Origin of the sequence: Weizmannia sp. FSL W8-0676 (assembly GCF_038593015.1) — a bacterium.
GTDB classification, from domain to species: Bacteria; Bacillota; Bacilli; order Bacillales; family Bacillaceae_C; genus Weizmannia; species Weizmannia coagulans.
Genome location: NZ_CP151954.1, coordinates 2,131,003 through 2,155,589 on the forward strand (window position 1 = coordinate 2,131,003; position 24,587 = coordinate 2,155,589).

A 24,587-nucleotide genomic window follows, 5' to 3' on the forward strand; every position below is an offset into this window, starting at 1 on the left:
TCACCCCTTTAAAAACGCTTCAACCCATTCGACGCAGCTTTTCCGGTCAGAGAGTTTCATGCAGCCGGATAATGCCGGATTCAGGCTGAAGGCGGCCCGCACATTCGGCAGGCTGAGCAAATCCCTGTCTTGTTCATCACGCAGGCAGACCACTTTCGGATAAGGCGCGTATTTGTAGCCTTCTATCAGCAGCAAATCAAGCGGCAATGCCTCGTACCAGCCGATTAGCTGCTCCAGTGAGAGCCCTTGATCGGCACGAACGGCGAGGACAAACAAGCCGTCCCCTTCCACCCCGGCTGCCCGGGCACCCGCTTCAAAGTGCCGCGTGGAATCTTTGCCGGGAGCGAGCAACGGCTTCCCGCCATGGCCGTGGTGTTTCAGTGTTCCGACCCGGTATCCGTTATCCGCCAAAGCCCGTGTCCAAAGTTCGGCAAGGGCGGTTTTACCGCTGTCTTTGCGGCCTGCGATCTGTAATATTTTCATCCCAAAGAGGCGCCCCTTCCCCGTCTTCCAGCATCAGCACATCCACCATGGTCCCTTTTGTAAAACCGCGGGACCCGCCCGGCAGCACAATCAACGCATCCGCTTCTATTAAAGAGGAAACAATATTCGATTTGTCCCTTCTTACCGGAAGCGCGTGCAGCAGGCCTTCCTGATAAGAAAGTTTGGCGCGGACAAAACGGGTGAACGGGTTTGGCTTCGGGAAATCCTCCCCAAGTACAGCCTGCGTTTTTTTCAAATAAACATTTCGTTCGCCAAGCATCGTTTTTAAGTACGGGCGGACGAACAGTTCAAAACCGACGTAGCAGGCGGACGGATTGCCGGAGAGGCCGAAAAGGATTTTCCCGTCCAATTCGGCCGCCGATGTCACGCTCCCCGGGCGCATCGCCACTTTATTGAATAAAAGCGTTGCCCCCAGCTTTTCGTAGACTTTCGGAATATAGTCAAAATCGCCGACCGAAACGCCGCCCGTTGTCATGACGATATCCGCTTCCTTAACCGCCTGCCTAACCGCTTCATATATCCTTCACAAGCCGGTAAAAAACCGGTTCGCCCCCGGCGCGGATGATTTGCCCCCAGAGCATATAGGCATTGCTGTTGCGGATTTTCCCTTTTTCGAGCGGCTCGCCGGCTTCGAGCAGCTCCGTCCCCGTTGCAATAACGGCGGCTTTCGGTTTTTTTGTGACCGGCACTTCTGTATATCCGAAAGTTGCAAGCGCCGCCATTACGCCCGGATTAACGAGCGTGCCTTTCGGGACAAGCACTTCGCCTTTTTTCATATCTTCGCCAATGCCGACAATGTTCTCACCGGGCCGGACTTTCCGTTTAATCTGCACAAATGTTTTCCCGTTCTGCACCACTTCTTTTGTGAGCTCCACCATGATCACGGCATCCGCCCCGTCCGGGATGGCGGCGCCGGTCATGATTTTCACGGCCTGATTCGGCTTTATCCCTTCATCCCATGTAAAACCTGCCCCGATTGTGGCGACAACTTCAAGGAGAACGGGGTGGTCCGCGCCCGCTTCAAGTGTGGATCCGGAAAAAATCGCATACCCGTCATACGGCGACCGTTTAAACCACGGCACGTCATGGGTTGCAGCCAAATCATCGGAAAGCACCCGGTTAAAACTGCTCTGAATCGGCACAAGCTCCTTTTCGCCTGCAAGCGGATGGGCCATCACTTTGCGGATGGCCTCCGCCACTTTGATTGGTTTTCTCATCAACATCACCGGCTTCTTTTTGTTGTAAAATATAATCTTCTTTTGTATTGATATTGGCAAACGCCTTTTCCTGCGCAAAATCGATAAATTTCAGGCGGCAGCGTTCAAAAAGCGCCCGCATGCTGAGGCGGCCTGTTTCAAGCTGCTCCCTTACTTTTTCTTTCACCCTGTTGTGAAAAACGGCAACGAGCGGCTGGATTCTCCCCTCTGCCCGGGCCACGATGGCGTCATATGCCGGATCGCGTTCTTGAAGCAGCCGGGCAACCATTCTTTTTCCGATCCACGGCGTATCGCACGGCAACACAGCGTACCACTGGGCGTCCACTGCGAGCATCGCCGAATAAATGCCGGCGAGCGGGCCTTTTCCGCGGTAGCGGGGAAGATCGAAAATCACCTCAATCGGCCGGTTGCGCGGGATTTTTTCCGCAAGCCCGGGCCGCGCTACCACAATGATCGCCCCAGTTCCGGCGAGCGCATCCACGCTACGTGCGACCATCTCTATGCCGCCGATTTTCGCAAGCGATTTTTCGCCGCCGAACCGGCTCGACTTCCCGCCTGCCAGAACAATTCCGGCTGTATTCATTGCCGGCTGAGCTCCCAGACAATATGCTTTAATTCCGGCAAAATGAGTTTTTTCATGGCAAGGGACACGGCGTTGCTGGAGCCCGGCATTGAAAATACGGCTTTTTTCCCGATTGTGCCGGCAAGCGCTTTGCTGAGCATCGAGGCGCTTCCGATTTCTTCATAACTTAAATAGCGGAACAGCTCGCCAAAACCGGGCATTTCTTTATCGAGGAGCGGCCGGACCGATTCCACTGTAACATCCCTTTTCGTAAAGCCGGTGCCGCCGTTCAGCAAAATGGCATTGGTGGTTTCTTTCGTCTGTAAAACCGCCTGCCTGATTTCGTCCGCTTCATCTTTAACGATGCTGTATTCCGCAGCTTCCATCCCTTCCTGTTTTAACAAATCTATCATCAGCCTGCCGCTTTTGTCTGTTTCTTCCGTCCGGGTATCGGAAACGGTGATCACTTTGCACAGCACCGGAAGATCGGCCTGTTGTTTATGTTCTTTCGTGCTCAATCCTTTACCCTCCAATATACGACATTTCGATCCGTTTTCCTCTAAAAGTCGGGTTTTTTCCCCGTTCTTGTGAGTAGCGGTCCGCCCGGTTCTGCCATATGCCTGCAATGCGGGCAGCCAGCACTTCATCGCTTGCCCCTTCCCTTATGGCGCCAAGCAGGTCCGTGCCTTGTGCGGCAAACAGGCAGGTGTATATTTTCCCGTCTGCCGACAGCCGCAAGCGCGTGCAGTCGCCGCAAAAAGGCTGGGATACGGATGAAATGAACCCGACTTCTGTATCCGTCCCTTTGTAACGGTACCGTTTGGCAACTTCCCCGTAATAATTTTCTTTCAACGGTTCAAGCGGCATTTCTTTTGAAATCATGTTGAGAATTTCTTTGCTGGTCACGACTTCATCCAGCTTCCATTCGTTCAGGGAGCCGACATCCATAAATTCGATAAAACGGAGGGAAATCCCTTTTTCCTTGAAATAGGCGGCCATCGGTACAATTTGCGAATCGTTCATCCCTTTTTTGACCACCATATTCACTTTAACTTTGATGCCCTGGCGGATGGCTTCCTCCATCCCTTCCAAAATTCTTGCCGGTTTTGCCCCGACGCCGTTGATGGCCGGAAAGATTTCCGGATCGAGGGCATCCAGGCTGACATTGATGCGCGAAAGGCCGGCCTTTTTTAACGGTGCGGCATATCGTTTCAACAGAAAGCCGTTCGTTGTCACCGATAAATCTTCAAGGCCGCTGATTTGATGGAGCATGGCCACAAGCTGATCGATGTCTTTCCGCAGCAAAGGCTCCCCGCCCGTCAGCCGGATTTTCCGGACGCCAAGGGATACAAAAAGTCTCGCAAGGCGCGTGATTTCTTCAAATGTCATGAGTTCGGACCGGTTCATAAAACAATATTTCTGGCCGTTATCGGCAGGCATGCAGTACGTGCAACGGAAATTGCAGCGGTCCGTTACCGAAATCCGCAAATCCAAAAGCGGCCGGTTCAGCTTATCGGTCAGCATGTTCTCCATCATCTCCGTTTTAAATTCTGTTTCTCTGTTAAAAATGCATTTGCCAAATGTTTGCAGGCGCCCGGCTGCCATTCTTAACCGCCAAAGTTCCCATGCCCGTCGTAAGGCGCACGCACTGGCCACGGTTTGTCATGCCGCGGGAACCCGGGCATCCTGCCGGGCGGCCCACCGCTTTCTTCGGTCCCCGGTTCTGCTTCCACGGTTCCGGGCATCTTGCCGGGCGCACACCGCTTTCTTTGTCCACGGTTGCCATGTTTGCCTGAAGCATGCCGCTTCTTTGAGAGGAATCCGGGCATTTTACCGGACGGCACGCCTTTTTCTTTGGTCCCCGGCTTTCATGTTCTGGTTCCGCACTTCCGGGCATCTTGCCGGGCGGCGTGTTTCAGCACTTCGTTTTTCGGGCCCGCCTGCAATACTTTCCCGTTTCTGTACAAAATGACATTGTCGCAAAGCAGATCGGCTTCTGCCATATTGTGGGTAACCAGTAAAACGGCCCCGTGAAAATGATCGTGAAGAAACGATAAAAATTCTTCCATCACAAGTTCCTTCGTGTCCGGGTCCAATGCGGAAAAAGGTTCATCCAAAAGCAGGCAGGAGGGCTCCGTGATGAGCGTCCTTGCAAGCGCCACACGCTGCTTTTGCCCGCCGGACAGTTCAGCAGGGTAGCGGTTTTCAAAACCTTCCATTTTGATTTTTTTTAGAAAAGCAGCCGTCTTCTCTTCTATTTCCTTTTTTGGCCGCCCCTTTAAACCAAATGCAAGATTTTGTTTTACCGTTAAATGCGGAAAAAGGGCGTAATGTTGGAACATATAGCCCGTATGGCGGTGCCGCGTCTTGATATCCATATGCTTTTCCTTATCAAATAATATCCGGCCGTTTAGTTCAATCTTTCCTTCATCGGGCTTGTCGATCCCCGCAATGCACTCCAGCGTCAGGCTTTTGCCGCTTCCGGACGGCCCTAAAATGCCGGTGACGCCGGGGCCTGCTTCAAATGCGGCATCCAGCTCAAATTCCGGAAATGTTTTTTTTATGTTTATGCGGAGCATGCCTGCTGCCACCCCTTCCCATCTTTTTTTCCATCCGCTTCATGCCGTATAAGACAGCCAGCGATAAAAACGTCATGATCGCAACGAGGAGCCCTGCCGTCCGTTCATCCCCGTTCATCAGGCAATTGTAAATGGCAATGGACATCGTTTCCGTTTTTCCCGGAATGCTGCCGGCCACCATTAACGTTGCCCCGAAGTCGCCGAGGGCGCGTGCAAATGCAAGCATGACGCCGCTTGTGAGCCCCCGCCATGATAAAGGGATCATGACAGAAAAAAAGATATTCCATTCCGTCCGCCCCAAAAGGCGTGCGGCATGAAGGAGCGATTCATCAATACTGGCAAAAGCCGTGCGCGCCGACTGGATGAAAAATGGAAGGGATACGCACATTGCCGCAATGACCGCTCCTGTTTGCGTAAATACAATCGTCACTCCGAATTGTTGTTCAAGAAACCGGCCGAACACACTTTGCCTTCCGAGGATCACGAGCAGATAATAGCCGAGCACGGTCGGCGGCAGCACAATCGGAAGCGTCAGCAAAGCGTCTGCCACATCCGTCGCTTTTCCCTCCGACCGGCTTAAAAGATAGGCTGCCAACAGTCCGGGGATAAGGGAAAAAACAGTTGAAAGCAATGCCACTTTAAATGACAGATAGATGGGAAATAAATCGACCTGCCCCACTTGCTACTGCCCCGCAGACACTGCATAGCCGTATTTTTTCATCGTATTTTGCGCTTCCCTGCCGGCTAAATAATGTACAAATTTCTTCGCAATTTCCTGATTTTTCGAGCTTTTCACAACCGCTGCCGTCTGTTTCAGCGGATTGTACAGGCTGCTTGAAATGCTGGCAATAGCCAGCTTTTCACCTTGCGCAAGAGAAAGAGAAACGATGCCGGCTTCTGTATTTCCCGATTTTACGTATGTGAGGGTATCTGAAATATTTTTGGCGTAAACCAATTTTGATTTCACTTCATCCCAAATCCCCGCTTTTTGAAGCGCTTGTTTTGCCGCCAATCCGTATGGCGCTGTTTCCGGGTTGGCAATGGCAATTTTTTTCACCTCAGGGCGGGTTAAATCTTTAAGGCTGCGGATGGAAAGATGGCTGCCCTGTTTGGCGGCAATCCCGATTTTCCCGTATGCGTAGACGGTTTTTGTGCCAGGAACGAGCATGTTTTTATCCGCCAGCTGGTTGACGTAATCCGCGTTCGCCGCCGCAAACACATCATACGGCGCGCCGTTTTCAATTTGCTGCTCTAGCTCGCCGGATGCGGCAAAAACAAGTTTCACCTTGATGCCGGTCTGTTTTTCAAACTGTTTGCTGATTTGCCGGAAAGATTTTGTCAAATCTGAAGCTGCCGCCACATTGATTTCTGTTTGTTTCGATTGCTTCTTGGCTGAGCCGGATGCACTCCCTTGTGCGGAACAGCCCGCAAGCAGGAAAAGGCAAAGCAACGTCATACCGAACCTTTTCATATTGAACACCAACCTTACACTTTTATAAAAGGATATGTTTTTATGATAACGGAATATTTTTTCTTTCTCAATTTTTTCACTTACCCGGGGATTTTTCCACTGTTCTGTATCAATGAAACCTTTAGACGAAAAAACCGGGCAGCATTAAGGCTGTCCGGTTTCGTACTCAATCTTCCATTGTCGAAAGGTCCCCGGCCGGCAGATCCAGTTCCCAGGCTTTCAGAACGCGGCGCATGATTTTCCCGCTCCGGGTTTTCGGCAGTTTTTCGCAAAACTCGATTTCCCGTGGCGCGGCATGGGCGGCCAACCCTTTTTTCACAAATTGGCGGATTTCTTCCTTCATCTCATCTGACGGTTCGTATCCATCCCTTAAAGCGATAAAGGCTTTAATAATTTCGCCGCGGACCGGATCCGGCTTGCCGATGACGCCGGCTTCCGCAACGGCCGGATGTTCGATCAGTTTGCTTTCCACTTCAAACGGCCCGACCCGCTCGCCGGACGTCATGATGACATCGTCCACGCGGCCCTGGAACCAGAAATAGCCGTCCTCGTCCATATAAGCCGAGTCACCGGAAACGTACCAGCCGTTCGGGAAAAAGTAAGATTCATATTTTTGCGGGTTGTTCCAGATGGCACGCATCATGGAAGGCCAGCCTTTTTTAATGGCGAGATTGCCCATCCGGTTCGGCGGAAGCGGATTTCCCTGGTCATCAACAATGGCCGCTTCAATGCCAGGGAGCGGTTTCCCCATCGATCCCGGTTTGATATCCATGCAAGGATAGTTGCAGATCAGCTGTGCGCCGGTTTCCGTCATCCACCATGTATCATGGATGCGGAGCCCGAATACTTCATTGCCCCAGCGGATCACTTCCGGATTCAGCGGTTCACCGACACTTAAAATATGGCGCAATGTCGAGAGGTCATATTGGTTAATGATTTCATTGCCGGCCCCCATCAGCATCCGGAACGAAGTCGGGGCGCTGTACCAAACGGTGACGCCGAACCGTTCAATCGTTCTGTACCACGCTGCCGGGCTGAAGCGGCCGCCGACAACGACGTTTGTTGCGCCGTTTAACCATGGCGCAAACATGCCGTAAGAAGTTCCCGTTACCCATCCCGGGTCTGCCGTGCACCAGTAAATATCATCTTCTTTTAAATCAAGCACCCATTTTCCCGTCTGGTAATGCTGGATCATGGCATTATGGACATGGAGGACGCCTTTTGGCTTTCCGGTTGAACCGGACGTATAGTGGAGGATCAGCCCGTCTTCCCGGTCAACCCATTCGATTTCCAGTTTATCGGAAGCTTCGTTAAAATATTTCAGGTAGTCTTTGTACTTTCCTTCTTCTTTGACATTTTCCCCGACAACAAAGATGGTTTCCAATGCCGGAAGCTGGCCGGCCGGGACACGCCCGACAAGGTCAGGGGTTGTCACAAGCACTTTCGCTTCACTGTCTTCAAGGCGGTCTTTTACAGCCCCTTCCATAAACGCTTCAAACAGCGGGCCGACAATGGCGCCGAGCTTGATGGCGCCAAGCATGGCAAAATACAGTTCCGGAGAGCGCGGCATAAAGATGAAAACACGGTCACCTTTTTGGACGCCCGCTTTTTCTTTTAAAACATTTGCCGCCTTGTTTGTCAGCCTTTTCATTTCATAGTAAGTATATTTCTCGTTGCGTGAATCACTTAAGTACATGAGCGCTACTTTATTTTTGCGGGAGCTTTCCGCATGTTTGTCAATGGCTTCATACGCCAGGTTGACACGCCCTGTTTCATACCATGAAAAATTTTTCTCGGCGTCTTTCCAGCTGAACGTTTTGCGGGTTTCTTCATAGTTTTTCAGATTGAAATCCCCTTGTACGGTTGGTAACGCTTCCAGTTTCATGTAAGGTCCCCCTTTGTTTAGATTCACACATTTATTATATATGAAAACTGTTTTATTCACAATTTAAAACTTCTTTCCGCAAATGCCACCATTGTGAACAATTCTGGAATTTCCCTTTTTCCATATTGTTTTTGTTCTGTAAACATGAGATGATGAAATTGTGAAATGAACGGTCATTCATCATACTGTTTTTTCTTTGATTTGTTCAAGGGATGGTGGAAAAATGGAACATAAGAAAACATATTATGCTATCGAATTGCCTACAAAAGCAGGGCCGCTTGTGATTGAAGGGCCGGTTCCCGGGAAAAGGCTTGCGGAAATGGCATTCCATGAAGACTTAAAAGCTTTCCGCCCCGCGCCGAAACAGCATGCTGCCCTGATTGAAATTGCCGACCTGCCGGAGGGAAGGATCATTCTGGCACGCAGCGGCAATACAGTCGTCGGCTATGTCACGTTTCTTTTCCCGGACCCGCTCGAACGCTGGTCAGAGGGTCATATGGATAATCTTCTCGAACTTGGCGCGATCGAAGTCATTCCGAAATACCGGGGATGCGCTGTCGGCAAGCATTTGCTGAAAGTCTCCATGATGGACGACGCGATGGAAGATTACATTATTATTACAACCGAATATTACTGGCACTGGGATATGAAAGGGACCGGCCTGAACGTGTGGGAATACCGGAAGATGATGGAAAAAATGATGGCAGCAGGTGGCTTGAAATGGTTCGCAACGGATGATCCCGAAATTTGTTCACATCCGGCAAACTGCCTAATGGTGCGGATCGGAAAAAGAGTCGATCAGGAATCGATTGAAAAATTTGACCGGATCCGCTTTAAAAACCGGTATATGTACTAAAACTTCGGCAAAAAGGGGATGGGTAAAGATGATTGTGGAAGAAATCATGCAAAAAGACGTCAAGACGCTGTCACCCCGGCATACCGTACAAGATGCGCTAAAATTGATGCAGAAGGAGCAGATCCGCCATATCCCGCTACTCGACCAAAACGGCAAACTGTGCGGGGTCGTCACTGAACGTGACATCAAGGAAGTGGCGCCCAATCCGTTTTTCCCAGGCGAGCAGCTGGAAAAACTTTCGCTGCCGCTTGAAAAAATTATGAAAACGGACCTTTTGACAGGGCATCCGCTCGACTTTATCGAAGACATTGCCGCGCTCATGAATGACAACCGGATCGGCTGCCTGCCGATTCTTGAAAACGGGCAGCTGGCCGGGATTGTGACAGGGACCGATCTGCTTCAGACTTTTGTCGATCTGACCGGCGCAGGGCATCCGAGTTCGCAGATTGAAATCCGCGCCCGCAACCGGACCGGCATCCTGCGCGATATTACCGAAATCATATACGAACATCATCTGAATATTTTAAGTGTGCTGATTTACCCCGACCGTAAAAATGAGGAAAACCGTGTGCTCGTGTTCCGGGTCAGCACGATGAATCCGGTGTCCCTCATTACGCATTTGAAGGAGGCCGGCTATGAAGTACTCTGGCCGAATATGCCGGGGATGCCGCGATGAAAGATGCTGTTTTCGTCTATTCCGCCGATTTGCTGGCTTACCGTTTCCGCGATGACCACCCGTTTAATCAGATGCGGCTCCAATTGGTAAAAGAGCTGCTAGAAACGATCGGGGCTTTAAGCGGGGAGGATATCGTCAAACCGCGGAAAGCTGCTGATGAAGAACTGTTGCTTATCCATGACCCGTCTTATGTGGAAGCCGTAAAACTGGCCGGCCATGGAAAACTTGATCCGGTCAAAGCTGAAAATTACGGGCTCGGGACAGAAGACACCCCTGTTTTTCCGAATATGCACGAAGCAAGCGCTTTAATCGCCGGCGGCACATTGCAGGCAGCCGAAGAAGTGATGTCGGGGAGGGCGCGGCATGCTTTGCACCTTGGCGGTGGGCTGCATCACGGATTCCGCGGCAAAGCTTCCGGATTTTGCATCTATAACGATACGGCGATTGCAATCAAATATTTGCGCAAACAATACGGCGCGCGCGTTCTTTATGTGGACACGGATGCCCACCACGGCGACGGCGTGCAGTGGGCTTTTTACGATGATGAAAATGTTTGTACGTTTTCCATCCATGAAACAGGCCGTTACCTTTTCCCCGGCACCGGTAATGTCAACGAATGGGGAACGGGAAAAGGATATGGCTATTCTTTCAATATTCCTTTGGATGCGTTTACAGAAGACGGATCATGGCTGGAATGTTATTCAAAAGCATTGGAAGAAATCGCCGCATATTTCAAGCCGGATGTACTGGTCACGCAAAACGGGGCGGATGCCCATTATTATGACCCGCTCACCCATTTGTCCGCGACGATGAACATTTACCGCGAAATTCCGAAACTGGCCCACAAAATTGCGCACGAATATTGCGAAGGCCGGTGGATTGCAACCGGCGGGGGCGGCTATGACATTTGGCGGGTCGTGCCGCGGGCCTGGTCACTCATTTGGCTGGAAATGGCGGAAAAGGCAGGCGGAGGCGGAGAGATCCCTGCTGCATGGCTCGAAAAATGGCAAAAAATCTCCCCCTACCCCCTGCCTGAAAGATGGGACGACCCGGAAGGTTTATACCGCCCGATCCCGCGCAAACCGGAAATTGAAGAAAAAAACCGGCTTGTGCTGAACCGGTTGCTGCAATTCATTAAACAAACAAAATAAAAAGCCGGCCCTGCCAGACCATTCTGGCAGCACCGGCCTTAATTTTATTCGTTTCAATGGTGCGCAGCGTTTTACGCCCATGCTGCTTTTTTATTTTGTCGAATTCCGGTACTCCACGCGGTGCGGCAGGATGACCTGGTTTTCCGTTACGGTTTCTTTGTTCATGTATTTCGTCAAAAGCCGCATGGAAACAGCACCGATATCATACAACGGCTGGACAACGGAAGTCAGCTGCGGGCGCACCATTTCAGCGAGACGCGTATTATCGGAAGAAACGACTTCCAGCTGTTCCGGAATGTTGACGCCGGCATCAAGGGCGCCGTGGATGACGCCGAGTGCCATTTCATCGTTTCCGACAAACACGGCCGTAGGGGTCTTGTCCAATTCCTGAAGCCGTTGCCATGCTTCTATGCCGGATTCATATGTATAGTCCCCTTCCAGCACATAATCCTCATTGAATTCGATGCCTGCGTTACGGAGCGCTTCTTTGTATCCTTCCAGGCGCAATTCGCGGTTGACCGCATCATGCAGCGGCCCGATTACCAATGCAATCTCCTTATGGCCTTTTTTGGCAAATTCGCTGATCACTTCAATGGTCGCTTTTTTATAATCGATATTAACGGACGGAATTTTCCCCGTAGGTTCAATCGACCCGGCGAGTACGATCGGGACTGAAGATTTTTCAAATTCCTCAATATGCTCTTCCGTAATATTCCCGCTCATAAACACAATGCCGTCCACCTGTTTACCGAGCATCGTGTTCAAAAGGCGCAGTTCCTTTTCCTTATTTTGGTCGGAATTGCTTAAAATAATATTGTATTTGTACATCGTCGCGATATCTTCAATCCCGCGGGCAAGTTCCGCATACAGCATATTCGACACATCCGGGATAATGACGCCCACGGTTGTCGTCTTTTTGCTGGCGAGTCCGCGCGCAACCGCATTCGGGCGGTAGCCGAGCCGGTCGATCACTTCGAGCACTTTCTTCCTTGTTGTCGGTTTCACATTCGGGTTTCCGTTAACGACCCGCGAGACCGTTGCCATGGAAACGTTGGCTTCACGGGCAACATCATAAATCGTAATATTCATCTTTCAATCACTCTCCAATATACAAGTCCTGTTCATAGTTTTCACCAATCAGCCTGTCTTAAACAAAGAAATGTAAGGCTTTTTCCTCTGGTGTATCGTACAAAAAAATGCCCAAACACGATCGCGTTCGACATTTTTATCGGTTCATTAGACTTCTCATTATACCATATATGATAAGCCAGGCAAAAACTTCCTGCAAGGTTTGACACAAAATTGCCACATTCTTCACAAACGAATTTAGCCAACCATCCGGATTCAACGTTTTATAACAGAATGTAGCCAACTGAAAAAGCGCCACAAAGAAAAACCTTCTGCAAGGCAGAAGGCTGGATGCTGATCCTTATATTTTCGCCGGCAAGGCGGATTGGATTTCCTGATAAAACGCATCGAACTGTTTCAAATCCATTTGCTGTGCGGCGTCCGAAAGCGCGACTGCCGGATCCGGGTGCACTTCCGCCATCACACCGTCCGCGCCGATCGCAAGCGCCGCTTTGGCAGCCGGAAGGAGCAAATCCCTTCTCCCTGTCGAATGGGTCACATCCACAAATACCGGCAAATGCGTTTCCTGTTTTAAAATCGGAACCGCCGTGATATCGAGCGTATTGCGGGTCGCCCGTTCGTACGTCCGGATGCCCCGTTCGCAAAGAATAATCTGTCCGTTTCCTCTTGACATAATGTATTCAGCGGCATTGATAAATTCTTCAATCGTTGCCGCGAGCCCGCGTTTTAAGAGAATTGGCTTCTGGATGGAACCTGCCGCTTTCAACAGCTCGAAATTCTGCATATTGCGCGCGCCGATTTGGATTACATCGAGGTAATCGGCCGCTTTTTCGAGATCAGCAGGTGTCACGATTTCACTGATCACAGCGAGATCATATTCATCGGCAATCTGCTTTAAAATTTTCAGGCCTTCAAGCCCAAGCCCCTGAAAATCATACGGAGAGGTGCGCGGTTTGTAGGCGCCGCCGCGAAGCAGTTTCAGCCCCTTCGCTTTTACGGATGCCGCAACAGCCGCAACCTGGTCGTACGATTCAACCGAACACGGGCCGAATACAAAATGCGGGTTGCCGTCGCCCACTTTTTCGCCTTTAATGTCAACAATTGTATTTTCCGGCTGTTTCTTCCGCGAAACAAGCAATGCTTTCCGGTGGTCATCTTCCTGCAGTTCAAGGGCCGCTTTAAAAATCTCTTTAAATAAATGTTCAATGGTAGACGTTTCAAACGGGCCATCGTGATGTTCTTTAATGGCATTCAGCATTTCGCGTTCCCGGATCGGGTCATAGCGGCTTACGCCCTGGGCTTCTTTCAGTTTCCCGATTTCCTGGACGAGCTCACCCCGCTTGTTGATCAACTCCAGCAGCTTTAAGTTTACTTCTTCAACTTCTTTCCGCAATTGTTCAAGCTCTCTGTTCCCCACGTACCTCTCATCCTCTCTGCCAATATCCTTATCTCATTTTGTTGCCGGTGCCTGTTGCCATAAAAGTTTACAAGTGATTGCACTTATTATAATCGATTCATTTTAAAAAGTCACGGAAAAATTCTTTACTGGATAAACGCTTTTATGTACTAAAGCAACAACCGTCCTGTTATTGTTTTATATGTTTTTTTCGGAAAAAGGTTCCCGCTCGGCCTGAAAAAAAGCGCACAAAAAGGGGCAGGCTCTTAGCCCGTATCATTCGTCTTGTTCTGTTTTGCCGCCTGAAAAGCGCAAAAAAAAAGCGGCAGACATGCCGCTTTTTTTTGCGCCGTTACTCGCCGGCCGATGAGGAACTGCCTGAATTTGAACTTTGCTGGTTCACATCTCCCATATCCGTTTCGGCTTTATCTTTTGCCTGCTGCGCGGTCTGGACGGCGCTGTCTTTCAGCTGGCTGCCTTTCTGCACGGCAAAATCGCGTACTTGTTTTGTTTTTTCAGCAGCCTGCGAAGCCAGCTGGGTGCCTTTTTCGGTCGCAAATTCACGCCAGCCGTCTGTTTTTCCTTTGATGGTTTCCACCTGGCCGCTTAAGTCTTCCCGAAGTTCTTTCCCTGATTTCGGCGCCAGCATAAGCGCTACCGCAGCACCGACAACACCGCCGACAATTGCACCAGTCAAAAAATCTTTCGTAGACATTTGTTCTTCAGACATGTAAATTCCTCCTTCAGTTTATGAATTTCTTACCCGTTGGAGCAGCCTTTCATCATTGCGGGCCGGTTCTTCAAGAAGGTGTTTCGGGACAGGGTTTTGGGCATGGACAGGATGGGTTTCATTCGTGCCTGCACCTTTTTTGCCCGACCATCTATCTTTTATTTCCTTCAGCGCAGCGCCCCATTGCACGGCCTGTGCAATTTTGTCCTGCCTTTTGCTGACGGCCGAAGCAATCGATGTTGTGACTTTACGTAGCGTCTGGCTCAGTTGCTGGGCGGAAACACCGATATCTTCCACGGCATAGACGACACTGTTCAGCCTTTCCGATTTATGCTCGATGTCTTCAACCAGCACATTCGTTTTTTCCAGTAATTTTGTAGATTCCTCTGTAATGCCGTGCATCTGCCCTTCAAGGCCCTTTACCGTATCCGACAAGTTGTCCAATGTTTTGCTTAATGATTTCAATGTCCTCGTCAGGGCGATGACCAGAATGAGGAATGCAACAGCAATTAGCGCCACGCTCAAATACAGGATGATTTTCATCTTTCGTTACCACCTCCATGTACAATAAAATTACCCCAAATCGCCTTCCTTAAACAATTGGGGGTTGAAATCTTTGCGGGTACCACCCTTATTTTCGCATAACGGCCGCCTTATGCCAACAAAAATGGAAACATTTTCTGCTTGACAAATCTCATAACAAAAAGAGGCATTGCCCGCCTGTTTTTCGGACAATGCCTCTGCCTTACCGGCTTACATGCTTTTGCAGCAATGTTTCGTATGCCTTTTGGTACTTTTGGATATCCCCGGCACCCATAAAGAGGATGACACTGTTTTCAATGCCAAGAAGCGGGGACATGTCCTCTTCCTTGATAATTTGCGATCCGCCGACTTTTTCCTGCAGATCGTAAATAGAAAGCTTTCCGTGATGTTCACGCGCCGAGCCAAAAATATCGCACAGAAAAACCCGGTCTGCAAGGTTTAAACTTTCCGCAAACTCTGTAAGAAATGCCTGCGTGCGGCTGAAAGTATGCGGCTGGAATACGGCGACAAGCTCTCTTTCCGGATATTTTTTCCGCGCGGCATCAATGGTTGCCTTAATCTCGGTCGGGTGGTGGGCATAGTCATCAATGATGATTTGCGTGCCGATTTCTTTTTCCGTAAAGCGGCGTTTGACCCCGTGAAATGTTTTTAAATGCGTTTCAACCGCTTCTTTTTCGATGCCTTCGTATTGGCAGAGGGCGATGACCCCGAGCGCATTCAGCACATTGTGGTTCCCGAAGGAGGGAATTTCGAACGTTCCGTAAAAACTATTGCGGACCACCACATCGAATTTCGTTCCTTGCGGCTCCGTCACAATATTTCTTGCCTGAAAATCGTTGCCTTCTTCAAAGCCATAAAAAACAACCGGCACTTTTGCCTGAATTTTTTGCAGCTGCTCGTCATCCCCGTAAGCGATGATGCCTTTTTTGACTTGCAGCGCCATTTCTTGAAAAGCGGAAAAGACATCGTCAATGTTCGCATAGTAATCCGGATGGTCGAAGTCAATATTGGTCATAATCGCATAATCCGGATGGTAGGAAAGAAAGTGGCGCCGGTATTCACATGCCTCAAATACAAAATATTCCGCTCCCGGAACCCCTTTTCCCGTTCCGTCCCCGATCAAATAGGAAGTGGGCTTGATCTCATGCATGACATGGGCAAGCAGCCCGGTAGTCGATGTTTTGCCGTGCGCGCCTGTTACAGCAACGCTCGTAAAATTTTTCAGAAACTCACCGAGAAATTTATGGTAACGGATCACAGGAATGCCGCGTTTCATCGCTTCATCAATTTCTTCGTGCGTATCGGGAAAAGCATTGCCGGCAATCACCGTCAGGCCGGGGTGGATGTTTTCCCGGTTGAAAGGCAGGATCTTAATGCCGGCATCTTCTAATGCCTGCTGGGTAAAAAAGCGCTTTTCCACGTCAGACCCCTGCACTTCGTATCCGATGTCATGCAGGATCTGTGCCAGTGCGCTCATGCCCGATCCTTTAATCCCTACGAAATGGTATACAGTCATAATAGAACCTCCAACAATGTCTATATGTATGCAGTATATGATAAAAACCCGCCATGTGCGATAAGGCATGTTTCCACAGCAGCTGTACAGGCTTTATACGGCCGCCTTCATGCCCATCATAAAAAAATCATACTCCATCATTATATCATTTCCAGGCAGCCGTGAACATGAAAAAGCGGAATTTTGCCCGCAGCCCGCCGGAAGCCGGAAAGGGCAGCTCACATCCGCATTCTTCATGCCCTTTTTCCACTATCCTTGCCAAAACAGCTGCCGGCTATAAGGAAAAACCATCACTCTCTGCTTTCTGCTTCCTGCATTTGCATCAATTCGCTTTTCGTGATTAAAACATCCCGCGGCTTGCTTCCTTTCGCCCCGGAAATAATCCCCTGCTGCTCCATCATATCAATCAGGCGGGCAGCCCGGTTATAGCCGATCCGGAAATTGCGCTGCAAAAGTGACGTGGACGCCCCGCCCTGGTGAATGACAAATTCGCAGGCGTCGGGAAAAAGCTCGTCTTCTTCTTCGCCCGGTTCCGTTTGTCTCAGCAATTCTTCAGGCTGGAACAAATATTCAGGCGTTGCAGCTTCCCTTACATATGACACAACATCGTCGATTTCACGGTCGCTCACAAAAGTGCCCTGCAGCCGGACCGGTTTGGAAGTACCGTTTTCCAAAAACAGCATGTCCCCTTTTCCAAGCAGCTTTTCCGCCCCGCTCATATCGATAATGGTGCGCGAATCGACCTGTGAAGAGACGGAAAAAGCAATGCGCGTCGGGATATTGGCCTTGATTAAGCCGGTAATGACGTCCACGCTTGGCCGCTGTGTCGCCAGAATCAGGTGAATCCCGCAGGCGCGCGCTTTTTGCGCAATCCGGCAGATGGCATCTTCCACATCCCCCGGCGAGGTCATCATTAAATCAGCGAGCTCATCGATGACAATGACAATATACGGCAGCTTTTCGGAAAACCTGCGGGTACGGGCGGCCATTTCATTATAACGGTGAATATCGCGTACACTTTCATGGGCAAACAATTCATAACGCCTTTCCATTTCTTCAACCGCCCACTTTAATGCCGCTGTTGCCATTTTGACATCTGTAATGACCTGGCTGACGAGATGCGGAATCTGATTATATGGCGCAAGCTCCACCATTTTCGGGTCGATCAGGAGCAGTTTCAAATCCTGCGGCGCCGCTTTATACAGAAGCGAAACAAGCACCGAATTGATACAGACGCTTTTTCCCGATCCGGTGGCGCCTGCAATCAGCCCGTGCGGCATTTTTTGCAGGTCGGTTACAACCGGTTTTCCGGAAATATCCAGGCCCATCGCAACCGTCAACGGGGATTTGCTGTTTTGAAATACGGGATCGCCGATAATCTCACGCAAACGGACAGGGCGGCTTTTCAAGTTCGGGATTTCAATGCCGACCGTATGCTTGCCCGGAATCGGCGCTTCGATCCTGATATCTTTCGCAGCGAGGCTTAATTTTAAGTCGTCGTTCAGATTGGTGATTTTATTGACTTTTACGCCTGGTTCAGGCTGGACTTCAAACCGGGTAACGGAAGGCCCCTGGCTTGCATTTACCACTTTCGCGCGGACATTGAAATTTTCAAGTGCCTCATCCAGCGTATAGCTTTGTTCTTGGATCCACCCCTCATCCCGGGTCTGCTTTACCGGCGGCTCCAGCAACGAGAGCGGCGGGAAAGAAAACGGTTTTTCACGACTGTTTTCGGCCGGGTTTTCCTGTTCCGGCCGGGGAACCGGGGCCTCTTTTTTTTCTGTGATCTTCCGGCGATCCTGTTTCAGCATCAGCACGTTAAACGGCAGATGCTTTCTCGGGCGTCCTTCCGTTTTTGTTGCTTCGCCGGATGACGGAGAAATGCCCGCCGTTTCCGTATGCCGCTGTTCCGGTTCATTTCCTGCATTTTTTTCGGCTTTTTCCAAAGCATATATCGAAGAGACTTTTTCCGGTTCATTTGCAAGGTCCGCCATGCTTGCCTTCGGAGAAACAGCCGCGGCTTTCCCTGTTTCCGGTCTGTTTGCCGGATCGGCTTCGGGTTCCACTTTTCCAGGATCACTTGCCAGGCTGGCTTTCCCTGTTTCCGGTTCATCCGCCAGGCTTATGCCAGTTTTCTCCAATCCGTCTGCTGCTCCAGATTCCGGCGTTCCTATGCTATATTGTTCTGGCTCCATATTCTCCAAAGCGGACGCCGGGGTCTCTTCCGCTTTCCCTTTTGCCGGTTCACTTGCCGGATAGGATGCCATTGTTTCTTTTTCTGCTTCATCTGCCGGGTTTGCACCGGATTCTTCAGAAGAAATGGCCGCCGCATCCTCTTTTGGCAGCGCACTTGCCGGGCCGGATTCCGACGTTTTCACTTTCGGCTGTTTCGATTCATTAGACGGAATTGTGCCGGATACTTCTAGCCTGTATGCCGTTTCGGATTCCGGCGTTCCTGCGGCTTCATCTGCCGCACCTGGCGAATCTTCGCCGTGCCCTGTTTCCGTTTGGACAGATTCGCCCTTTTCCGCCTGATCCGCTGTTGTGCGCCCGGCTTGATCTGCCGGTAAATCAGTTTGTTCCTCTTCGAACCATTGATCCGCCATTTGGATGCCGTGTTCCGGTTCTGCCGGGTTCCCTTCGCCGTCCGTGCCCGGATTTTCTGCAAAATCAAGCGATTGCTGCAGTTTTGCAATATCGAATAGATGGATATCCTTTTTATAATGATCTTCCAGCTCGTATTCCAACACTGTTGTTTCTTCTTGCGAAGGCAAATCATTTGCCGGCCGTTTGAATCCAAAGACCGGGGAAGGAATGTCCGTCGGCCGGAAAGGATGGCCTTTTTGCACCTTTTCTCCCCGTTCTGGCCGTGGATCCGGACGATGTTTTTTTGCCCGCGGCTGCTGCTTTTCCGGTTTTTCAGTCGTCTTCCGGCGTTCCCCTTCCTGATCCGGAATCACAGGAAAACGAAACTGTTTTTTCGGATAATGATAAGCCACACGGGTATCTATATTCTCTGGGCGTGCCTGGTAAAGCCCGGCCGGATCCCGGGCCTCTTCGTGCACGTTTTCATCTTTGAAGTATTTTGCCATTTTTTTAATCCAGCTCAAATTCATCACTCTTTCCTATGCTCATGCGTCCGAAGAGCCTTTCAAAAATTCCTCTCACCTTCCATTATACAAAGGAAACACATGTTTTTCGAGGGATTTTTTAACACAGGCACGCCAGCATAAAAAAATCGGGGTTAGGCACATTATGAGTGATACTATCTTTTTGAAGGAGGGAATGGATTGAAGATCGCAAAAGCATTGCTCGGCATCGGGCTTGCATCCGGGCTGTTAATGGGATGCGGAAACAATAACGGCACCGGCGACAATAACGGCACCCGCAACAATGCACGGCCTGTACGATATAACGACACAGCCGACAATCATGATGTGCGTTACAATAATGTCCGTTACAATACAGGAAGAACAAACGGCAATAACGGCGCTGATTTGACGAATAATACACGGGGTACACAGGGGATCAACAACGCCAATTTGACGAACAATAATGGCAACGGCAACAACAATAATAACAACAACAATGTCCGTGTGGCCAACCGTATTGCGCGCAGCATTGAGGATTTAAAAGAGGTGGCACAAGCGCACGTCATCGCCACGAATGACAATGCTTATGTGGCTGTCTTGCTGGAAAGGAACCAAAACAACGACAAACTTGACAAAAAACTGAAAAACAAAATTTCAAAAGTTGTCAAGCAAACCGATCCATCAATCAATAATGTGTACATTTCCGAAAACCCGGATTTCTTTGACCAGATGAGTGATTACGTCAACGACATCCGGAACGGCCGCCCGATTTCAGGATTTTTTAACCAGTTTAACGATACCATCCAGCGTGTCTTTCCGAATGGATCAAGATAAGTAAAAAAGGGCTGCATCACGCGTGATGCGCCCTTTTTTGCCATCCCGGCTTTATTTTGGCAGCGGAAATTCGCTTCCGACTTCGTACTGCCCGTCGAGCACTAAGATGCCCTTTTTCTGCGGCGCATTCGGGAGCCCGAGTTCACGCGCCGAGCAGATCATGCCGCTTGAAGCCACACCGCGCAGGACAGCATCTTTAATGATCATCCCGTTCGGCATCACAGCGCCTGTTTTTGCAACCACTACTTTTTGCCCGGCTTCCACATTCGGCGCGCCGCAGACAATTTGCAATGTCTCAGTGCCGGTGTCAACCTGGCAAATGCTTAAATGGTCGGAATCCGGGTGCTTTTCCTTTTCTTTTACATACCCGACAACGAATTTCGGGGAAAGATCGGCGTCAAGTTTTTCATTGAACCCATTTTCGGCGAGAATTCCGTTCAGCTTGTCGAGCAAAGCTTCCGTCAGTTTCACGGGGCCGCTTCCTTCAAACCCCCCGTACCGGGATGCTTCGAAAATATTGAACCCGACTGTTTCTTTTGTCTTTTCATCATAAATGCGGGCGACAGTGCCCCTCTTTTCATAAGCGGCATGCTCCGCCTCTTTGATCATGACAATCAATGTATCGCCGATGCCTTCGCGGTTGTAAAAAACATTCATAAACGTACTCCTTTCAAGATTTCCGGTTTTTGCCCAAAATAAAGACCGGCTCCAGTTCGCCGTCCTGATATAAAAATGAGAGGGCTGTAATCGGCACATGGCCGTTTGCAAAAAAATTCATCGCCATTTGCGCGATTATATCATAACCTGTTTCATTGCGGATGTCACCTATAATGAAAACATCCTGATGGGGAACGGCGAGGACCATCTCCCCTTCCGTTTTTACAGACATTTCCTGCAAAAACTTTTCATTTAAAATCCGGCTCGCATCATAGCCGTCATTCGTATTTAAAAAATAAAAATCATTCCCGGCGACAGTGTCTTTTTTCAATTTTGTGGAAAGCGACCGCAAATTAAACCGCGCCGTTTCCCGGACATGTTCCGGGCTCCATCCTTCCCGCTCCAGCATTTGAAAATCGATCAGCCTGTACGTATTCCCGAGGTCGAGCGCGTAATAAATGCGCGTCTCCGCCGTGTGCGCATCCGTTAAAAAAGGGATGCCTCCCGGGGCTTCTGCCGGAAAAGAAGTAGACCGGATCACAGGAAAAATACTTTTTTCCCGGCCATGCAGTGAATGGTTTTTCCCCATCACGCCGAGCGCTTCTTCCGCATAATAGACAACTTCTTCAATCGCTTCTTCTTTTTGGGAGACCCATTTGGCGGCAATCTCCGGCAGGGAAATATTGAGTCCCTGATGCGTGTCTTCATTTTCGACCCGGAGTATATCTTTTTCACGGTCATAGGAAAAAATGCGGCCTTTTTTCTCCAGCCTTTTTTCCAGTTCCCGCCTTAATTGTTTCGTATCCATTTTCCGGCTGGCACCTCCTTTATCGCCGGCTACGGAAAAATCCCCCATCCGCAAAGAGGGGGAAATCCGGCCTGCTTTTTGTCTTTCCTGAAAATATGCGCGTGCATTCGGGTGATGCCACGTTCCATGCGGCATGGGCATCGATGATTCAGGCAAGGCTTTCGATGAATTTTTCGACTTCTTCTTTTGTTTTCCGGTCTTTGCTGACGAAACGGCCGATTTCTTTGCCGTCCCGGAATGCGACAAAACTCGGGATGCCATATACATCGAGATCCGCGCATAAATCCAAAAATTTGTCGCGGTCAACATGGACAAAAGTATAATCGCTGTATGCTTCTTCAATTTCCGGCATAAACGGGTCTAAAAAGCGGCAGTCCGGGCACCAGTCCGCTGAGAACAAAAAAATGTGCGCCCCGTTTTCTTTCAAGTTTTTAAAATCTTCCATTGATTGCAATTCCTGCATGGTTAACCCTCCAGTTTCTGTTTCTGCTTTTTATTATACCGTAACGGCAGAGCTGTTTCATTTTTCATCACCCGGCTTTCCCGGTATAATGAAAGTTGATCAGTTTGTGGGAAATGGATTTTTTACATAAGGGGTAGACTTCATGACCATTTTAATTGTAGATGACCATAAAGTAAATTTATTTGTCATAGAAAAAATTTTAAAAAATGCCGGATATGATCAATATGTATCTTTCACTTCGGCTAAAGCATTATTCGCTTATTTGCATCTGGGTGAGGAACATGCTCCAAAACCACCTGCCGACTGCATTCTGATGGATATTATGATGCCCGAAATTGACGGGATTGAAGCGTGCCGGATGCTGCAGCAGTCGCCGCGTTTCCGTGATATTCCCGTCATTTTCCTGACCGCGCTTGATGATGCCCGGAAACTGGCGGAAGCGTTAAACGCCGGGGGGATCGATTATATTACAAAGCCGATCAACAAAGTCGAGCTGATCGCCCGCCTTAAAGTGGCACTGCGCCTGAAAGAGGAGAAAGACTGGCATACGGAACAGGAGAAACATTTAAAAGACGAGCTCGATCTTGCAATGCAGGTTCAGCGCACGCTTTTGAGCAAACCGATCAAAGAAAACTGCCTTTCCATTACATCTTCTTACAAACCGGCACATCAATTGGCCGGTGATCTTTATTACTGGTATAAAATAGATGACCACCGATACAGCCTCATGCTACTCGATGTGATGGGGCACGGCATTTCGGCCTCGCTCGTCTGCATGTTTATTTCTTCCAAATTAAGGGATTTAATGCAAAGCAAGGCAGACACCGAAACGGTGATGCAGAAATTAAACGAACTGATGCTTTACCTGAATAAAGGCGGCGGTATGCAGCATTATTTTACTGCGATCTACCTTGTGCTCGACTGTGCCGGCAAAACGATCGAATATGTGAATGCCGGCCATCCGCCCGCTTTCGCCCTCGTGGATGAAAAGGAAGTCGTGCCGCTTTCGGAAGGCGGATGTGCTGTCGGCTTCTTCCCGCAATTGGAAGTGGAAAAGCAGGTGCTCCGTTACCATGAAAGCCTGCAGCTCCTTTTATTTACAGACGGCGTAATGGAAGCACTCGATTCGGACAGCCGCGACGGCCTGAACATCCTGCAACAGCTCGCCTCGTCCGCCTGGCCTCCGGAAAAGGCCGCTTCCCCCTTGGATGCTATCCTTGCCAAAGAACAGCAAGAACAACAGCCGGATGATATGTGTGTTGTGCTCGTTCAGGCAAATTGAGTGCTGGTCCCATTGGCCGGATGTGTTGTGCCCGTTCAGGCTCCTTGCGCAGATGCCGTAAAAAAACGACCGGTTCCATTCAGCACGCACTGTTTTGCTTAAAAACGGAAAATCAGGCTTTTTCTGTGCGATGCAGCTTTCCGCGCGCTTATATCACTTGCAATGGATCCGGCTATTTGCCGGATCCATTGCAATGAAAAACGGCGGGGTCATATTGCCCCGCCGTTTTTTGCAAATGGATTATGCTTTTTTTCGGTAAATTTTTTCATCTCTGTCAAAAACCTCATACTTTCCTTCCGTATCAATCGTCAGCACGGTTTCTTTATGGCCGAGCCCGAGAAACCCCCGGTTCGTTAAGCTTTCATCAAATAATCGCAAAACTTTTTTTTGAAGGTTTTGGTCAAAATAGATCATCACGTTCCGGCAAATAATGGCATGGAACTCATTAAACGAACCGTCCGTGACAAGATTGTGCTGGGCAAAGACGATATTGTCCGCAAGGCTCTTGTTGAAATAGGCATGCTGGGCATCCGCCGTATAATAATAGGAAAATTCCCGTTTCCCACCTGCCTGGAAATAATTTTTTGTATATATCTGCATTTTATGAAGCGAAAAGGCGCCGCTTTCCGCCTGGCGCAGCACCCGTTCATTCATGTCGGTTGCATAAATTCTCGTTTTTTCGCGCAGCCCCTCTTCGTCCAAAAGAATGGCCATCGAGTAGGCTTCTTCACCAGAGGAGCAGCCTGCATGCCAGATCCGGATTTCCGGGTACTGCCTTAATTCCGGGACGACTTTTTCACGGAAGGCGGCAAAAAAGTCCGGATCCCGGAACATTTCTGTCACTTGAATGGACAAATCGTTTAGCAACACTTCAAGGAATTCGGGTTCATGGATCACCCTTTCGATCAGCGCACTGATGCTCGGGAGATTTTCGAGCCGCATCCGGTGCGTAACCCGCCTTTCAATGGAAGAACGGGCATACTGGCGGAAATCATAGCCTGATATCCGGTAAATGGCAAATAGCAGCATATCCATTTCAAGCTTCCTGATGTCATCATCTGTTAGTTGGTTTTTTTTCACGCTTTTTGCACTCCATCATCCTAAAGTTTGGGCTTATTGAATTGTAGAAGGAAGCATCCATTCCGGACAGGCGGCTAAGAAAGCAACGAAATTTTTCGGGCTTCCTTCACTAAAAAAGCATTCCTGCGGGAAGAAACCACGCTAAATTGCGGCCTCCCTTTACATAGAACAATCCTCGTGAGGAATCCCTTTATCC

General features: G+C 49.6%; 23 protein-coding genes and 1 pseudogene. 5 read left to right on the top strand and 19 right to left on the bottom strand.

Annotation, left to right across the window (positions count from 1 at the left end; genetic code table 11):
• From mobB to acsA, 9 genes and pseudogenes are all read right to left on the bottom strand, one after another.
• Positions 1 to 483: a molybdopterin-guanine dinucleotide biosynthesis protein B gene (gene mobB / locus NST20_RS10500; protein ID WP_017554562.1), complete on the bottom strand. Its 483-nt coding sequence runs from the start codon at positions 481 to 483 to the stop codon at positions 1 to 3.
• Positions 443 to 1,727 (bottom strand): annotated as a pseudogene (glp, locus tag NST20_RS10505) (gephyrin-like molybdotransferase Glp). The gene mobB and the pseudogene glp overlap by 41 nt, the downstream one beginning before the upstream one ends.
• Positions 1,624 to 2,304 (bottom strand): molybdenum cofactor guanylyltransferase, encoded by a 681-nt coding sequence (locus NST20_RS10510; RefSeq protein WP_342399404.1) that lies wholly within the window; start codon positions 2,302 to 2,304, stop codon positions 1,624 to 1,626. Before NST20_RS10510 ends, glp begins: the two are co-directional and overlap by 104 nt.
• Positions 2,301 to 2,801, bottom strand: a complete 501-nt coding sequence (locus NST20_RS10515) for a molybdenum cofactor biosynthesis protein B (protein WP_013859968.1) — start codon at positions 2,799 to 2,801, stop codon at positions 2,301 to 2,303. Before NST20_RS10515 ends, NST20_RS10510 begins: the two co-directional genes overlap by 4 nt.
• Before the next feature lie 4 nt (positions 2,802 to 2,805).
• Complete coding sequence (gene moaA, locus NST20_RS10520; RefSeq protein ID WP_280136693.1) at positions 2,806 to 3,807, bottom strand: GTP 3',8-cyclase MoaA; 1,002 nt, start codon at positions 3,805 to 3,807, stop codon at positions 2,806 to 2,808.
• A gap of 344 nt (positions 3,808 to 4,151) precedes the next feature.
• Positions 4,152 to 4,862, bottom strand: coding sequence for an ATP-binding cassette domain-containing protein (locus NST20_RS10525; protein ID WP_029141439.1), 711 nt, complete (start codon positions 4,860 to 4,862; stop codon positions 4,152 to 4,154).
• Positions 4,822 to 5,541, bottom strand: coding sequence for a molybdate ABC transporter permease subunit (gene modB / locus NST20_RS10530; protein WP_029141440.1), 720 nt, complete (start codon positions 5,539 to 5,541; stop codon positions 4,822 to 4,824). Before modB ends, NST20_RS10525 begins: the two co-directional genes overlap by 41 nt.
• A 3-nt stretch (positions 5,542 to 5,544) precedes the next feature.
• On the bottom strand, positions 5,545 to 6,333 hold the full coding sequence (modA, locus tag NST20_RS10535) for a molybdate ABC transporter substrate-binding protein (RefSeq protein WP_342399405.1): 789 nt from the start codon (positions 6,331 to 6,333) through the stop codon (positions 5,545 to 5,547).
• A gap of 166 nt (positions 6,334 to 6,499) precedes the next feature.
• Positions 6,500 to 8,218: an acetate--CoA ligase gene (gene acsA, locus NST20_RS10540; protein ID WP_013859973.1), complete on the bottom strand. Its 1,719-nt coding sequence runs from the start codon at positions 8,216 to 8,218 to the stop codon at positions 6,500 to 6,502.
• A 223-nt stretch (positions 8,219 to 8,441) separates the two neighbouring features.
• On the opposite strand from acsA, the gene NST20_RS10545 reads away from it, so the two are divergent.
• Genes NST20_RS10545 through NST20_RS10555 form a run of 3 tightly spaced genes read left to right on the top strand, consistent with a single transcriptional unit; the run spans position 8,442 to position 10,901 of the window.
• Positions 8,442 to 9,074, top strand: a complete 633-nt coding sequence (locus tag NST20_RS10545) for a GNAT family N-acetyltransferase (protein WP_342399406.1) — start codon at positions 8,442 to 8,444, stop codon at positions 9,072 to 9,074.
• Positions 9,075 to 9,102: 28 nt separating this feature from the next.
• Positions 9,103 to 9,750, top strand: coding sequence for an acetoin utilization AcuB family protein (locus NST20_RS10550; protein WP_014097698.1), 648 nt, complete (start codon positions 9,103 to 9,105; stop codon positions 9,748 to 9,750).
• Entirely contained in the window at positions 9,747 to 10,901 is a 1,155-nt protein-coding gene (locus NST20_RS10555) for an acetoin utilization protein AcuC (RefSeq protein WP_342399407.1), read from the top strand. The genes NST20_RS10550 and NST20_RS10555 overlap by 4 nt, the downstream gene beginning before the upstream one ends.
• Before the next feature lie 90 nt (positions 10,902 to 10,991).
• On the opposite strand, the gene ccpA is transcribed toward NST20_RS10555, so the two are convergent.
• The 6 genes from ccpA to NST20_RS10585 form a co-directional block, all read right to left on the bottom strand.
• Positions 10,992 to 11,990, bottom strand: a complete 999-nt coding sequence (gene ccpA, locus NST20_RS10560) for a catabolite control protein A (protein ID WP_013859977.1) — start codon at positions 11,988 to 11,990, stop codon at positions 10,992 to 10,994.
• Positions 11,991 to 12,330: 340 nt separating this feature from the next.
• The gene (locus tag NST20_RS10565) at positions 12,331 to 13,407 is read right to left on the bottom strand and encodes a bifunctional 3-deoxy-7-phosphoheptulonate synthase/chorismate mutase (RefSeq protein WP_342399408.1); all 1,077 of its coding nucleotides are present in this window, start codon (positions 13,405 to 13,407) and stop codon (positions 12,331 to 12,333) included.
• Positions 13,408 to 13,738: 331 nt separating this feature from the next.
• Entirely contained in the window at positions 13,739 to 14,116 is a 378-nt protein-coding gene (locus NST20_RS10570) for a YtxH domain-containing protein (protein ID WP_013859979.1), read from the bottom strand.
• A gap of 18 nt (positions 14,117 to 14,134) precedes the next feature.
• Entirely contained in the window at positions 14,135 to 14,659 is a 525-nt protein-coding gene (locus tag NST20_RS10575; RefSeq protein WP_013859980.1) for a DUF948 domain-containing protein, read from the bottom strand.
• Between the two features lie 202 nt (positions 14,660 to 14,861).
• The gene (gene murC / locus NST20_RS10580; RefSeq protein WP_013859982.1) at positions 14,862 to 16,175 is read right to left on the bottom strand and encodes a UDP-N-acetylmuramate--L-alanine ligase; all 1,314 of its coding nucleotides are present in this window, start codon (positions 16,173 to 16,175) and stop codon (positions 14,862 to 14,864) included.
• 290 nt (positions 16,176 to 16,465) lie between these two features.
• Positions 16,466 to 19,291, bottom strand: a complete 2,826-nt coding sequence (locus NST20_RS10585; protein ID WP_342399409.1) for a DNA translocase FtsK — start codon at positions 19,289 to 19,291, stop codon at positions 16,466 to 16,468.
• Between the two features lie 174 nt (positions 19,292 to 19,465).
• Between NST20_RS10585 and NST20_RS10590 the strand changes: the two genes are divergently transcribed.
• On the top strand, positions 19,466 to 20,101 hold the full coding sequence (locus NST20_RS10590) for a YhcN/YlaJ family sporulation lipoprotein (protein ID WP_342399410.1): 636 nt from the start codon (positions 19,466 to 19,468) through the stop codon (positions 20,099 to 20,101).
• Positions 20,102 to 20,152: 51 nt separating this feature from the next.
• Here NST20_RS10590 and ytpR read toward each other — a convergent pair whose 3' ends face one another.
• From ytpR to NST20_RS10605, 3 genes are all read right to left on the bottom strand, one after another.
• Entirely contained in the window at positions 20,153 to 20,758 is a 606-nt protein-coding gene (gene ytpR, locus NST20_RS10595) for a YtpR family tRNA-binding protein (RefSeq protein WP_061567101.1), read from the bottom strand.
• 13 nt (positions 20,759 to 20,771) lie between these two features.
• Positions 20,772 to 21,566, bottom strand: a complete 795-nt coding sequence (locus NST20_RS10600; protein ID WP_342399411.1) for a DUF1444 domain-containing protein — start codon at positions 21,564 to 21,566, stop codon at positions 20,772 to 20,774.
• 148 nt (positions 21,567 to 21,714) lie between these two features.
• Complete coding sequence (locus tag NST20_RS10605; protein ID WP_013859987.1) at positions 21,715 to 22,029, bottom strand: thioredoxin family protein; 315 nt, start codon at positions 22,027 to 22,029, stop codon at positions 21,715 to 21,717.
• A gap of 142 nt (positions 22,030 to 22,171) precedes the next feature.
• On the opposite strand from NST20_RS10605, the gene NST20_RS10610 reads away from it, so the two are divergent.
• Positions 22,172 to 23,311 carry a fused response regulator/phosphatase gene (locus tag NST20_RS10610; RefSeq protein ID WP_342399412.1) on the top strand — a complete coding sequence of 380 codons (1,140 nt, stop codon included), beginning with the start codon at positions 22,172 to 22,174 and terminating at the stop codon, positions 23,309 to 23,311.
• 240 nt (positions 23,312 to 23,551) lie between these two features.
• Here the strand turns inward: NST20_RS10610 and NST20_RS10615 are convergent, their stop codons facing one another.
• Positions 23,552 to 24,391 carry a protein-glutamate O-methyltransferase CheR gene (locus NST20_RS10615; protein WP_340702802.1) on the bottom strand — a complete coding sequence of 280 codons (840 nt, stop codon included), beginning with the start codon at positions 24,389 to 24,391 and terminating at the stop codon, positions 23,552 to 23,554.
• Positions 24,392 to 24,587: the final 196 nt, after the last annotated feature.